The organism is Xanthomonas vesicatoria ATCC 35937 (genome assembly GCF_001908725.1).
Classification (GTDB): Bacteria; Pseudomonadota; Gammaproteobacteria; order Xanthomonadales; family Xanthomonadaceae; genus Xanthomonas; species Xanthomonas vesicatoria.
This window is the reverse complement of sequence record NZ_CP018725.1, coordinates 4,371,092-4,383,700: the sequence shown is the minus strand read 5'-3', so window position 1 is coordinate 4,383,700 and position 12,609 is coordinate 4,371,092. Positions and strand designations below refer to the sequence as shown.

The following is a 12,609-nucleotide window of genomic DNA, read 5'->3' as shown; positions in this document are numbered from 1 at the left end:
CCACGCTATTTCAGCTGCGCGCTGTCGTGACGCAATGTGCAAACCCGACCAGTTCAGCTTTGCGCTGCGGCACGTGCACAACCGTCCGTCGTCGATGCCCCGCGCGCATGCTGGCGGCCTGACGTTACAGCGTCGCCTCTGCATTGCGGCGCGACTGCCGAGGCCGTCGTTGGCGGCGCGCCCAGCCGCGTAGACCGAGCTGCTAAAGAGTCATTGCCAGTGCGTCGCCAAGCAGGTGGCGCACATGGTGTTGGCCGCATGCAGCGAGACGGTGTTGCATGCTGCGTTCCAGCGCGGCGGCGCATGGCCGAATGCGTCGACACGACCGGTTGCGCATCGGTGGCAAGCATGCAGACCACGCAAGAAACAGGCGAGCGACCCGCAACGTTTCTTTGCACACATCGGTTGACGATAGCGGCGTTGCAATGTCGCCGACCCGTAAAGATGGATGCGATAAGACAACACATGGAATCAACCCCAGCGCGTGGTCGTCAGCGGCGCAGACGCATGCCACCCTCCTCGTGCACGCTTGGGACGCCACGCGATCGCTTACGTGCGTTCTAGGGGCATATCCGCCAATAGAGTCACAGCTAGCGGCCCCAACAACGACTGCGCTGCTTTGCATGGCGCAACGCCTGTGGCCGGCAGCGCCGCTGTGCTACGGTCCGGCGCTGCATCCGCTGGAGACGTTTCGCATGCCGCACAGATCGATCGCATCCTCTCCTCTGCGCTGGCTGGTAGTGCTTGCCGGTCTCGCTGTCACTGCCGGCAGTGCGGCGCCACGCGCAGCGGAATCTGCCTTCAGCGCGGTCGATCCATTCATCAGCACCGGTGGCGAAGGCCACACCTATCCCGGTGCCACGGTGCCGTTCGGCATGGTGCAGTTGAGCCCGGAAACGCAAATCAAGCCGCGCAAGGAGGCCTACGGCTGGGCGGCGGGATACCGCCATAGCGACAGCACAATCGTCGGGTTTTCGCACACGCATTTTTCCGGCTCCGGGCATTCGGACCTGGGCGATCTCCTGCTGATGCCCCAAGCCGGCGAGGTCAAGCTGGAACGTGGCGATGCCAGCACGCCCGGCAGCGGCTATACCGCGCAGTTCGACCATGCCAGCGAGCAGGCGCAGCCAGGCTATTACGCAGTGACGCTCAAAGACCGCGCTATCCGTGCCGAGCTCACCGCCAGCACGCGCGTGGGCGTGCACCGTTACACCTTCCCCAAGGGCAAGCCGGCGCATGTGCTGCTGGATCTGCGTACCAGCCTGTACGACTACCCCGGCAAGGTGCAGTGGTCGCGGCTGCGCGTGCGCACCGATGGCACCGTCACCGGCTTTCGCGAAACGCGCGGCTGGGCGCCGGGCAGGCAGCTGTACTTCGCCATGCGTTTTTCGCGCCCACTCACCGCCACGCAGCTGCACGACACCGAGCAGGACATCCCGTACAAGGGCTTCCCGCCGCCGGGTGACAAGAACCCCGCGCAACGTGCGCAGATCGAAGGCCGGCAACTGGTCGGCGTCTTCGATGTCGCCAACGACGGCACCCCGCTGGTGGTCACCGTGGCGCTGTCGCCGGTGAGCGAAGACGGCGCCATCGCCAATCTGCAGGCCGAAGTGCCGGACTTCGATTTCGACCGCGTGCGCGCCGATGCGCGTGCGCAATGGACCCGGGCGCTGTCGGCGATCGATGCGCAAGGCACGCCGCAACAACGCACCCAGTTCTATACCGCGCTGTATCACACCCTGCTCGGGCCCACGCTGTTCATGGACAGCGACGGCCGCTATCGCGGGCCGGACAACGCCGTGCATCAGGCCAATGGCTGGACCAACTATTCCACCTTCTCGCTGTGGGACACCTACCGCGCCCTGCACCCGCTGCTTACCCTGGTCCAGCCGCCGCAACGCACCAGCGACGTGGTCAATTCCCTGCTCGCCTCGCGCCGCGAGAGTGCCTACGGCATCTTGCCCGTCTGGGCATTCCACGGCCTGGAAACCTGGTGCATGATCGGCTACCACGCCGTGCCGGTGATCGCCGATGCCTACATGAAAGGCATCGGCGGCTTTGATGGCAACGAAGCGCTCGATGCCATGGTCGCCAGCGCCAACTACGGCCCCTATGACGGCATCGCGCAATACCGCGAGCTGGGCTATGTGCCCATCGACGAAGAAGGCGAGGCTGCCTCCAAGACGCTGGAATACGCCTTCGACGACTGGACCATCGCGCGCATGGCCGACAAGCTCGGCAAGCCCGCCATCGCCGCAGAATTCAGCAAGCGCGCCGGCAACTGGAAGCACGCCTTCGACCCGGCCACCAGCTACATGCGTGCGCGCACCCGTGCCGGCAACTTCCGCGAACCGTTCGACCCCTCGGCCAGCGGTTACGGCAGCGACTACACCGAAGGCAATGCCTGGCAGTACTCGTGGTATGTGCCGCAGGATGTCGCCGGGCTGGCGGCCGCGCATGGCGGCGACGACAAGCTGCTCGCGCGCCTGGATGCGGTGTTCGACGCCAAGGTCGACCCCAAGGTGTTCGAGCACATGGAAGACATCACCGGCCTGATCGGCTGGTACGCACACGGCAACGAGCCCAGCCACCATGTTGCCTATCTGTACGCCTACGCCGGCCAGCCCTGGCGCACCCAGGCGCGGCTGACCCAGATCATGGACACCCAGTACCACGCCGGCCCCGAAGGCCTGGCCGGCAACGACGACCTCGGCCAGATGTCGGCCTGGTACGTATTCACCACGCTGGGCTTTTATCCGGTCGCACCGGGCAGCAACCAGTACATCATCGGCCGGCCGTTCCTGCCGCGCGCCACGCTTAACCTGCCGAACGGCAAGCGTTTCAGCGTCATTGCCGACGGCGTGAGCAAGGCCCGCCCCTATATCGGCAGTGTTACCCTCAACGGCACGCCACTGACCCGCGCCTACCTGGCCCACCAGGAAATTCAGGCCGGCGGCGAACTCCGCGTGCGCATGCAGGCCACGCCGAACACGCAATGGGCCACCGATCCCGCGCAGCGGCCGTATTCGATGTCGGCGCCTGCGTCGGCTCAGTAACAGATCCCCATCCGCAACCCGCAAGCATCGCGCTCCACCACCGCCGGCAGACTGCCGGCGGTGCCAGCGGCAATGCGCTGCGCGCTCCAGCAAGCCACCAAGGCATCGAGTACATCGTCTGGCTGGGCGCATGCGCGCGGCACGCGCTCCAGCAACGATGCAACGCGCGCCGCACCGTAGTGATCGCCTAACAAGGTGCGCCGCTGTCGGTGCCCTTCGTCGCTTTTCTTGGGTGCCGCCAGACCTTGCCCGCCGGCAAGCGCTGCGAACGACACTTCCGGATGCACCTCGAAGACCCGCGCCGCCCATGCATGATCTGCGCGCAATGCAGTGTCCCAGTCGCGGATCTTGGGCAGCAACGCAAACGACTGCACACCGAAGCCGCGATGCTTCTCATGATCCAGCACGCGGTGCAATGCCGATGCGTCTGCCTGTGTTTCAGCCTGCAGGATGCCGCGCAACGGCGCTGCAAAAATGCTGCACGCACGGCGCCCGCCCACAAAGCGGCGCGCCTGCACATCTGCTGCACGTGGCGCGTGTTCAGCCAAACCCAGCGGAATATCGACGCCCAGCACCTCCACCTCGCGCAACGCCACCGTCAGCTCGGCCACCGTTGCGTAATACGCAAACGCCAACGCATCCCGGTCTTCCCATACCGCAATCCAGCCGCTGCGTGCGCCGTCCACGCCTACGCAATGGTGTCGTTTCATGTACTTGTTCTCGCCGATGACATGCGCTTGTTGACCGCCATGTAACGCAAAAACAGCTGTCCTGCGTCACGCGTTCACATGGTGCACAACATTTATTCACCCGTGCGCATCATCGCCATTCTCACACTGTGCTGCATCGGTGCGCTGCGTTGGATGCGTGCCGCGCCATCCCCACTGCAGGAGTCCGTGCATGACCAGCGCGAAAAACCAGTACGAAATGCAAAACCCGCTCACCCAATTCCCGCAGCCGAAGTTTCCGGACCAGACCCAGGAGGCGCCGGGCACGATCCATGCGCTGGAACCCAAAGCCGACCACGGCGAGCAAACGTACCAGGGCTTCGGCCGCCTGAAGGGCCGCAAGGCGCTGATCACCGGTGCAGACTCCGGCATCGGCCGCGCCACGGCCATTGCCTACGCGCGCGAAGGCGCGGACATCGTGCTCAATTATTTGCCGGAAGAAGAACAGGACGCGGCCGAAGTCGTGGCGCTGATCAAGGCCGAAGGGCGCAAGGCGATCAGCATCCCCGGCGATCTCAAGGACGAGGCCTTCTGCACCCAGTTGGTCGAACGCGCGGTCAAGGAACTCGGCGGGCTCGACCTGCTGGTCAACATCGCCGGCAAGCAGACCGCCATCAAGGACATCGCCGACATCACCACCGAGCAATTCGACGCGACCTACAAGACCAACGTCTACGCGATGTTCTGGCTGTGCAAGGCGGCCATCCCGCACCTGCCGCCGGGCGCAGCCATCATCAACACCGGCTCGATCCAGTCGTATCAGCCTTCGCCCACCCTGCTCGACTATGCCTCCACCAAGGCGGCCATCGTCAACTTCACCAAGGGCCTGGCCCAGCAGGTGGCCGACAAGGGGATCCGCGTCAACGCCGTCGCACCCGGCCCGGTGTGGACCGCACTGCAGCCCAGCGGTGGCCAGCCACCGGAAAAGATTCCGGAATTCGGCTCGGAAACCCCGCTCAAGCGTGCCGGCCAACCTGTTGAGATGGCGCCTCTCTACGTCATTCTGGCCTCGCAGGAATCGAGCTACGTCACTGGCGAAGTGTTCGGTGCCACCGGCGGCCTGCTGCTGTCTTGATCCGTCCGAAGGCAGAGTTTGAACGCGATGCCAGCGGCACCCTGCCGATCGCTGCCTATGCAGCGGTCGGCGACGGTCGCTCGGTGGCCCTGTGTGGGGCCGACGGCAGCATCGATTGGTGGTGCGTCCCAAAGATGGACTCGCCACCGCTATTCGACCGCCTGCTCGATTCCGGCCGGGGCGGCTACTTTGCAGTGACGCCGCACGACCTGCAGTACGTGCAACGCCGGTATCGCGACGGCAGCAATATTCTCGAAACCACATTCATCACCAAAAGCGGCACCGCGCGCCTCACCGAGTCGCTCAACAGCGGCGAGGCGGGGCGCCTGCCGTGGTCGGAGCTGGCACGACGCATCGAAGGCATCGACGGTAATGTCACCTTCGCGCTGGTGTATCGGCCCGGCACACGTGCCGGACAGGTCACGCCGTGGCAAAGCGATACCCCCAATGGCCGCGTGCATCACATTGGGCCCCTGATGACGATGCTGCGCTTCGATAGTGAGGCAGTGCGCGTCACCCACTGCGACGATCGCGGCGTGCAGGCCACGCTCACGGTCCACTCAGGCCACACCCAGGTCGTTGCGTTGTTAGCTGCCGAAAACGATGCCTTGCCGGTGCCATCGCTGGACGACATCAACGGCCGCATTGATCGCAGCGACGAAGAATGGCGCGAGTGGAGCGGCAACCTGCGGTATGACAATGGCTATCGCGACGCGGTGATCCGCTCTGCGCTAGCGCTCAAGTTCCTGTGGTTTTCGCCCACCGGCGCCATTGCTGCAGCGGTGACCACCTCGCTGCCCGAGCAGATTGGCGAAAACGGCAATTGGGATTACCGCTACGCCTGGGTGCGCGATGCCGCGTACACCACCAAGGCCTTCCTGCGGGTGGGCGCACTGGCCGACGCCAAGGCGGCCTTCAGCTGGCTGATGCGTACCATCCGCCGCCACCGCCCCGGCGTGCGCCCGTGCTACACCCTCGATGGCGAACTGGTACCAGACGAACGCCAGATCGACATCCCCGGCTATCGCAACACCGCCCCGGTGCGCGTGGGCAATACCGCAAACACGCAATTGCAGCTGTGCCTGTACGGCGACATCTTCGAAATGGCATCGCGTTTTCTCGATGCCGGCCACATCCTGGACCAGGAGGCGGCACGCCAGTTGTTCGAGCTGGGCAACGAGTGCGCCGATACCTGGATGCACAAGGATGCCGGCTTCTGGGAGCTGGACACCAACGAGCACTACACCATGTCCAAGGTGGAATGCTGGCTGGCATTGCGCCGTGCCAGCGAACTGGCCAAGGCCGGGCACCTGTCCACCGCCATGCTGCCGCGCTGGGAGCGTGAGCAGCAGCGCATCCTGGAGTGGATCGACACCCACTGCTGGTCGGAGGCCAAACAGTCCTACACCTTTTACGCCGGCACCGAGGATCTGGATGCCAGCCTGCTCCTGGCCTCACGCTTTGGCCTCGGCGGCCCGCGCCGCGCACGCATGATCGCCACGCGCGAGGCCATCGGCAAAGAGCTCGGCAGCGGCGCGCTGGTCCACCGCTACAGCGGTATGCAGACCCGCGAGGGCAGTTTCACCGCCTGCGCCTTCTGGATGGTGGAAGCCTACGGACTACTTGGCGAGCGCGAAGAAGCCAAGCGTCGCTTCGAGTGCTTACTCGAGCAACTGGGCAACGACGTGGCGCTGATGCCGGAGATGCAGGACGCCAGCACCGGGGAAGCGCTGGGCAATTTGCCACAAGGCCTGAGCCATCTCGCCCTGATTCACGCCGCGCTTGCGGTAGATGGCCAATAGCGCACCGCGAGAGGCACCCCAAGGCAGGTGGCGGCGTGGATACAAACTGCGCGAAGGGCGGATGCGATGTCACCCCGCCCAACGCGTTCGTTGACCACGGCAGTGTTTATTGCGTCATCACCACCGTCTGGATCGCATGCGCGGGAATCTCCAACTCGCTGGATGCCTCGCCCACATACAGGTTGTAGCGGATCGCCACATCGCTGGCATTCATCACCACCGTGGCCAGTGACCCATCGCGGTTCGCAAAGGCAGTCGTCATCAAATTGCTCCTGCTACTGGCCGCACTCACCCGCCGCGCACCCGGCCGGATGAACTTGGAAAAGTGGCCGATATACCAGTAGCTGGGTGTGTAAGTCACCTCACCCGTGCGCGTGTCCGCATGCACCGGTGCAAAGCAGTAATTGCCCACATGATTGGGCCCGCCATTCTGGTCGAGCAGGATGTTCCAGTCGGTCCAGCCCACCGCGCCGTGATTGAGATCGTTGATGATCGCGGTGCCATAGCGCTCGCCGTTGGGCCAGTACTGCAACTTGGCCGGGTCGAACTTTTCCACCGCCGCTTCGGTGAGCAGCAGGTGCTTGTCCGGGTACGCCTGCGCGACCGCTGCCACGTTCTCCACCATGGGCGCGAACCCGGCCCAGGTTTCGTACCAATGGAAGCCCATGCCCCACGCGTACTTGGCCGCTTCCGGGTCGTCGAAGATCACATTCGCGCGGTGCACCATCATGTCGCGGTTGTGGTCCCACACGATGATCTTGCGATCACCATAGCCGGCGCTGGACATGGTCGGCCCCAGGTGATTCTTCAGGAAGTCGCGCTCTTCCTCGGCGGAGAACAGCATCGACTCCCAGGTCTGCACCGCCATCGGCTCGTTCTGCAGGCTGATGCCCCAGATCGGAATGCCGGCCCTCTCGTACGCCGCGATAAACCGCGTGTAGTAGCTGGCCCAGGCCTGCGCATACTCCGGCAACAATTTGCCGCCCTTGAGCATGGTGTTGCTGTCCTTCATGAAAGCTGGCGCGCTCCACGGGCTGGCAAATGTGGTGAGCGTGCCGCCGGCCACCGCAATGGCCTGGCGCAGCATCGGGATGCGGTATTTCGCATCGTGCTTGACCGAAAAACTCTTCAGCGCGGCATCGCCTTCCTTGATGTAGGTGTAGCTGCCGCTGCTGAAATCCGAGCTATGGATGGTGGTGCGCGCCAACGTATAGCCGATGCCCTTTTGCGGGTCGTAGTACGCGGTGAGCAGCGCACGTTGCGCAGGCTTGGGCAGCTTGGCAAAGGTCTCCGCACTGGAATCGGTGATCGCCCCACCGATGCCCAGCAGCTCCTGGAATTGCCGCTGCGGATTGACGAAGATCGAATTTTCTTTTTCGGTCAGCGCGTGGCCTGTCCTGGGCGCCGCCACGGTACTGACCCGCATCTGCTCGCCGGCACCTTGCGAGGTGGTGTAAACACGTAACGCAGCACCGCCCGCTGCAGATGGCACCGCCTGCTCCGCAGCCATGACCGCACCTGACGCACTTACCAACATGCTCACAAGTCCCACTACCGAAAACGCCATCGCTCGCTTCACCGTGCACCCTCCCAGGTTGATCGCGCCAGCCTAACCGACCAACGCGCCGCAACATCGCGCCGCAAACGAGCGCAAGCGCGACTCTTTTTGTATCCGATCTTTCTTGTCGCACCAAAGGTGCATTCCCCCTTCAGGAGAAGCCGACGCGCAGCGCCGGATGAGGGGACATGCGCACGCGCAATCTGGGTAACGTAACGCAGCACACGACGCGACAACGCCGACGCTGCAGGACGACTACGCACTCTACCCTCGCCCCCTCTCTCTCGCGGGCGAGGGCTACGTAAGCGCTGCAGACCCGCTCGCCAACCGATCCAGAATCCCCGGCACTTCCGCTGGAATTTCGCGCGCCAGGAACCCGACTGTCCCGATCCGTTTCGACAACTGCTTGCCCGCAGCCGCGTGCACAAACACGCCCCACAACGCCGCGGTCAATGCATCGCACCCGCGTGCCGCAAACCCTGCAATCACGCCGGCCAGGGTGTCGCCAGAGCCGGACGTCCCAAGTCCGGGCACGCCGCCACGATGCATCCACAGCGCACCGTCAGGCCCGGCAATGAAACTGTCGGCACCCTTGACGATCACCACGCTGCGCATCTTCTTCGCAAATGCCACCGCGTACTCGCCCGGCGCCGCTTCCACCGCCGCCTTGTCGTCTCCGGCCAGCGTGGCCATCTCACCGGCATGCGGCGTCAGCACGAACGGGCGGCCCGGCGGTGCACGCAAGCGTGGCGACAGCGCGCCAGCATCCAGCACCAGCGTGCACACAGCCTGCGCAATCGCACGTTTGACCAGCGCAGCGGTGGTGCCGGTTGACACCATGCCTGGCCCGATCACCGCCGCATCGCACGCAGCCATGGCCGCATCCATCGCACGATGCCCGCGCACGATCTCGCCCTGGGCGTTCTGCCCCAACCCCAGCACCAGCGCTTCCGGCACCGCCAACGCCATCCCCGGTGCAATGCCTGCAGCCGTGGCGATCTGCAACTTGCCCGCGCCCGCCCGCAAGGCCGCCTCGCCAGCCAATAACGCGGCGCCTGGCACACGCATCGAGCCACCCACAATCAGCACGCGCCCACGCTGTTCCTTGTCGCCACCGGGCAATGGCAGCGGCATCGCGCGCAATGCCGCTGCGGTGAGCATCCGCACGCGTGCCGCCGCCATGTCAGCGCGCCCCTGCCGGACGATCGGACTCGGTGGTCACCGGCTCTTGCGCCAGTTCCGGCGACACGAACTTGGTGCGCACCAGCTTCAGCGATTGCCCATCGGCCGCGGCAACGTATTCGGTCACCCCGCAATTGGGCACATCGCCTTCTCGGTCGATGCCCAGGATGGTGGCCTCGTCCATCCGCTCGATCAGGTAGCGAAAGCAATTGACGATCACCTGGTGCCCCACGATCAACACACGCGCACCCACATGGTTGCGCTGCAGATCGCCGACGATGCTGCGCAGGCGAAAGATCACATCGCACCAGCTTTCGCCACCGGGTGGGCGGAAGTAGAACTTGCCCACCAACTTGCGCTGCTCCGCCAACTCCGGAAACGTCGCAAGAATGCCGGATGTGGTGTAGCGGTCGAGCACGCCAAATTCCTTCTCGCGCAGCCGCTCGTCCACGCTCACTGCATCGGCTGGCTGGCTCAACGCCCGCGCCACTGCCGCAGCGGTCTGCCTTGCGCGCACATAGGTGGAACTCAGGATCAAGGTTGGCCGCTCCTGCTCGGGCAGGCCCGCCATCCACGCACCCAAGGCGTCCGCCTGGCGCTGCCCCAATTCCGACAACGGCACATCCGCATCGCGATGCTCCAACTCGATCAGCGCCGCCCCGCTGGCCTCGGCCACATCGCGCGCCACATTGCCTGCGCTCTGCCCATGCCGCGCCACCCACAACCGCGCCGGCCACTGCGCCGACACACCGGCTACCGCACTGTTCTCACTCACATGCATCTCCTGCAACGAACCTCACATGTCGCACAGCGGCCGTGAAAAAACGGTTGATCACCACAGCTGCATAAACTGCAACGCAGCGCACGCAACACCCATGACCAATGGCCTATCGCCAAGCGAACGCAACGGATGGATAACGCAACGCCGCTATACTGCAGCCCCCCCGCCGACCCGCTCCCCATGTCCAACGTTCTGCTGCTACGCACGGCGAAAGAGCGCGAAGAACTGCGCCTGGAAGAGGTGCTGGACGCCACCGAACAGTGCATCGACGAGATTGGCCTGGGCGCCACCAGCTTCGAGCTGATCGCCGAACGCGCCAGGGTCAGCTGCGGCAGCCTGCTGCAACGCTTCGAAGACAAGGACGCGCTGGTGCGCGCATTGCTGGAGCGCAACTACATGCGCGCCATCCGCCAGATGTGGCTGGTGGAGCGCCCGGCCAACGTGCACGTGGTGGATTTCATCGCCGGCCTGCTCGAAGACTGGCTGCTGCAGGAAATCAACATCAAGCGCACCCGCATCGACCTGGAACTGCACCTGGCCACCCTGCGCGACCCGGTGCTGGCCGCCTTCATGCGCCGGCAGAGCGCATCGCTGATCGAACACCTCAGCGCCCTGCTCAAGCGCCTGCTCCGCGGCCACGCCGACCCGGCCAGCAGCGAACAGGAATTCCAGGCCCGCGTCTTCGCCGTCGCCGCCATGTGCGGCGGCCTGCACAGCGTGATGACCAGCGGCATGGAACTCAACCGCATGCATTTGCAGTTGATCCTGCGGGAGAGTTTGTCGGGGATTTTGAAGTCTGCGCCGGTGTGATCGGCTGCATCGTGCGGCGTGGCCGGCTGCGATTGCGCAGCTAATGCTGTGCGTCCGTGCCGGTTCCGAAATTCAGATCAGATAAGATCCAGCTTCATACCAAGGAAGGATGTCGATGCGAAATCGAATCACACCCAAGGTGGCGATGCTGCTCACGCTGCTCCTGGCGTTTGCGCTTACCAGCACTCCTGCACTGGCCATAAGTACGGTCGTCACCTTTCGAAGCGCTGACAGCACATACGAAGTCGGACTGTATGTCGGTGGTGGAAGCAAAGAAAACGACGGCATCGCCGGCGCCATGATCCGCTGGCCCGGCTATGAGCACAGTGACCTGCCTTTCACTGGCGCGAAGTACCACATGGATAAGGAACACACCCGCGCAAGCGCCAAATTCGTCAATCCAGGCGACCCAAAATACCCCCCTCTGTTTTACAGTCGAGATAGAGGGTAGAAGTGGTCGCCTGACAATTGGCAAGCAGGTCATTCCAGGCAGTGCATCCTGGATCGTGGGTCCTTACGCCTACCCGTAGCGACTCGGCAAACAATAGAGATCCATCGCAGGGACGAACGATGAAAACACACATACGCAGTCTATGGACCAGTCTGATCTTGTTGATCGCCGTGCTGACAAGTACGTCCGCTGGCGCCACCGGCGATGTCCTGTCGTTTGAAACAGGTACCGCCGGCTACAGCTTTCTGGTCTATAGCGGAGGCGGCCCTGGTGGCATCGGCGGCCTGGTCATGACCTGGCCGGACATTGCATCACGCGGGCTTCCATCGGAAAGCACGCAGTGGTACTTCAAGCCAACTGCCAACCACATGCGCATCGTTTTCACCAACCCCGAACGCACCGACTTGCCGCCGTCGTTCACGTTGGAAATCAAAGGCAAGCGAGGCACGCTCAAGTTCGACAAACGCACGATCAAAGGCAAAGCATACTGGCGTACAGGCTCACTAGCGGAATACTGATCGCCTTTCCCGGATAACAACGCACTGCAGATACAGCCGGCCGACACTGCGGCGCAGCGCCCCAGCCGATCGGCGTTGGCGGTGGCGGTGGCGGTGGCGGTGGCGGGCACATCGCCATGGGCGGCAATGGTGAGCAACTGATCCAGCGCATCTACCTGCTTCGCTTTGACGCCGAAAGCAAACGCATCACCTATAGATCAGCACTGCGTGTTTCCGTGTGCGCGGCAACGCCATCACTAATCGGTTCTTGCAACCTCCCCGGCGTCGGCAGCGTTGCCAGCAGGATCGGGCTCAAGGTGCGCGGGCCACTGTACCTGCGCCAGTGCCTGCGTTACCTGCTCGGCCAGTAACTCCAGGCAGAACGCCAACTCGCCCATGCAGATGGCAGGCTGCCTTGCCCGCTCTTCGGCCTGCGTGCGCGGCTGCGCCAGGCGCGCCAAAAAACGCATATGGTCGCGCAGCTGCTGCAAACGGTGCTGCGCGCCTTCTGGCAGGTAATAGCCCGGGTGTGACTGCGCATCTCGTATAACGTCCGACATGGCCTGCTCCTCATTCCATGGAATCAGCCCGCCCGCCGCAAGGCGACGGACGGGAAGTCGGGAGGCTCGAAACCGCGTACAGCCGGCGGGCGTATTCCCCTTGCGGGTG

The 12,609-nt window shown here is 64.1% G+C and carries 11 protein-coding genes; 6 read left to right on the top strand and 5 right to left on the bottom strand.

Translation table 11 applies throughout. The features are described 5' to 3' along the window. The first annotated feature begins 695 nt into the window (after positions 1 to 695). Complete coding sequence (locus tag BJD12_RS19170; protein WP_042827849.1) at positions 696 to 3,056, top strand: GH92 family glycosyl hydrolase; 2,361 nt, start codon at positions 696 to 698, stop codon at positions 3,054 to 3,056. Here BJD12_RS19170 and BJD12_RS19165 read toward each other — a convergent pair. Next, positions 3,050 to 3,766, bottom strand: a complete 717-nt coding sequence (locus tag BJD12_RS19165; protein ID WP_039429134.1) for a DUF429 domain-containing protein — start codon at positions 3,764 to 3,766, stop codon at positions 3,050 to 3,052. The genes BJD12_RS19170 and BJD12_RS19165 overlap by 7 nt on opposite strands. A 190-nt stretch (positions 3,767 to 3,956) precedes the next feature. On the opposite strand from BJD12_RS19165, the gene BJD12_RS19160 reads away from it, so the two are divergent. Together BJD12_RS19160 and BJD12_RS19155 are read left to right on the top strand one after the other, a co-directional pair. Beyond that, positions 3,957 to 4,859, top strand: a complete 903-nt coding sequence (locus BJD12_RS19160; protein ID WP_005990932.1) for an SDR family oxidoreductase — start codon at positions 3,957 to 3,959, stop codon at positions 4,857 to 4,859. Continuing rightward, positions 4,856 to 6,661 carry a glycoside hydrolase family 15 protein gene (locus BJD12_RS19155; protein WP_005990931.1) on the top strand — a complete coding sequence of 602 codons (1,806 nt, stop codon included), beginning with the start codon at positions 4,856 to 4,858 and terminating at the stop codon, positions 6,659 to 6,661. Before BJD12_RS19160 ends, BJD12_RS19155 begins: the two co-directional genes overlap by 4 nt. A 106-nt stretch (positions 6,662 to 6,767) precedes the next feature. On the opposite strand, the gene BJD12_RS19150 is transcribed toward BJD12_RS19155, so the two are convergent. From BJD12_RS19150 to BJD12_RS19140, 3 genes are all read right to left on the bottom strand, one after another. Beyond that, positions 6,768 to 8,171: a glycoside hydrolase family 30 protein gene (locus tag BJD12_RS19150; protein WP_229003631.1), complete on the bottom strand. Its 1,404-nt coding sequence runs from the start codon at positions 8,169 to 8,171 to the stop codon at positions 6,768 to 6,770. A gap of 345 nt (positions 8,172 to 8,516) precedes the next feature. Further along, positions 8,517 to 9,401 (bottom strand): NAD(P)H-hydrate dehydratase, encoded by an 885-nt coding sequence (locus tag BJD12_RS19145; protein WP_074059447.1) that lies wholly within the window; start codon positions 9,399 to 9,401, stop codon positions 8,517 to 8,519. 1 nt (position 9,402) lies between these two features. Beyond that, a complete protein-coding gene (locus tag BJD12_RS19140) occupies positions 9,403 to 10,182 on the bottom strand; it encodes a histidine phosphatase family protein (RefSeq protein ID WP_005996120.1) in 780 nt (259 codons plus the stop codon). 180 nt (positions 10,183 to 10,362) lie between these two features. On the opposite strand from BJD12_RS19140, the gene BJD12_RS19135 reads away from it, so the two are divergent. The 3 genes from BJD12_RS19135 (at position 10,363) to BJD12_RS19125 (ending at position 11,961) form a co-directional block, all read left to right on the top strand. Beyond that, complete coding sequence (locus tag BJD12_RS19135) at positions 10,363 to 10,992, top strand: TetR/AcrR family transcriptional regulator (protein WP_042828488.1); 630 nt, start codon at positions 10,363 to 10,365, stop codon at positions 10,990 to 10,992. Between the two features lie 115 nt (positions 10,993 to 11,107). After that, positions 11,108 to 11,443, top strand: a complete 336-nt coding sequence (locus tag BJD12_RS19130) for a hypothetical protein (protein WP_126936641.1) — start codon at positions 11,108 to 11,110, stop codon at positions 11,441 to 11,443. Between the two features lie 119 nt (positions 11,444 to 11,562). Beyond that, entirely contained in the window at positions 11,563 to 11,961 is a 399-nt protein-coding gene (locus BJD12_RS19125) for a hypothetical protein (protein WP_005996127.1), read from the top strand. 236 nt (positions 11,962 to 12,197) lie between these two features. Here the strand turns inward: BJD12_RS19125 and BJD12_RS19120 are convergent, their stop codons facing one another. Next, positions 12,198 to 12,500 (bottom strand): XAC0095 family protein, encoded by a 303-nt coding sequence (locus BJD12_RS19120; protein WP_005996129.1) that lies wholly within the window; start codon positions 12,498 to 12,500, stop codon positions 12,198 to 12,200. Between the last annotated feature and the right edge of the window lie 109 nt (positions 12,501 to 12,609).

What these genes read in the sequence shown, in the direction of transcription:
- BJD12_RS19170 (WP_042827849.1), top strand. Translation starts at nt 696, where the DNA reads ATGCCGCACAGATCGATCGCATCCTCTCCTCTGCGCTGGCTGGTAGTG.
- BJD12_RS19165 (WP_039429134.1), bottom strand. Translation starts at nt 3,766, where the DNA reads ATGAAACGACACCATTGCGTAGGCGTGGACGGCGCACGCAGCGGCTGG.
- BJD12_RS19160 (WP_005990932.1), top strand. Translation starts at nt 3,957, where the DNA reads ATGACCAGCGCGAAAAACCAGTACGAAATGCAAAACCCGCTCACCCAA.
- BJD12_RS19150 (WP_229003631.1), bottom strand. Translation starts at nt 8,171, where the DNA reads ATGGCTGCGGAGCAGGCGGTGCCATCTGCAGCGGGCGGTGCTGCGTTA.
- BJD12_RS19145 (WP_074059447.1), bottom strand. Translation starts at nt 9,401, where the DNA reads ATGGCGGCGGCACGCGTGCGGATGCTCACCGCAGCGGCATTGCGCGCG.
- BJD12_RS19140 (WP_005996120.1), bottom strand. Translation starts at nt 10,182, where the DNA reads ATGCATGTGAGTGAGAACAGTGCGGTAGCCGGTGTGTCGGCGCAGTGG.
- BJD12_RS19135 (WP_042828488.1), top strand. Translation starts at nt 10,363, where the DNA reads ATGTCCAACGTTCTGCTGCTACGCACGGCGAAAGAGCGCGAAGAACTG.
- BJD12_RS19130 (WP_126936641.1), top strand. Translation starts at nt 11,108, where the DNA reads ATGCGAAATCGAATCACACCCAAGGTGGCGATGCTGCTCACGCTGCTC.
- BJD12_RS19125 (WP_005996127.1), top strand. Translation starts at nt 11,563, where the DNA reads ATGAAAACACACATACGCAGTCTATGGACCAGTCTGATCTTGTTGATC.
- BJD12_RS19120 (WP_005996129.1), bottom strand. Translation starts at nt 12,500, where the DNA reads ATGTCGGACGTTATACGAGATGCGCAGTCACACCCGGGCTATTACCTG.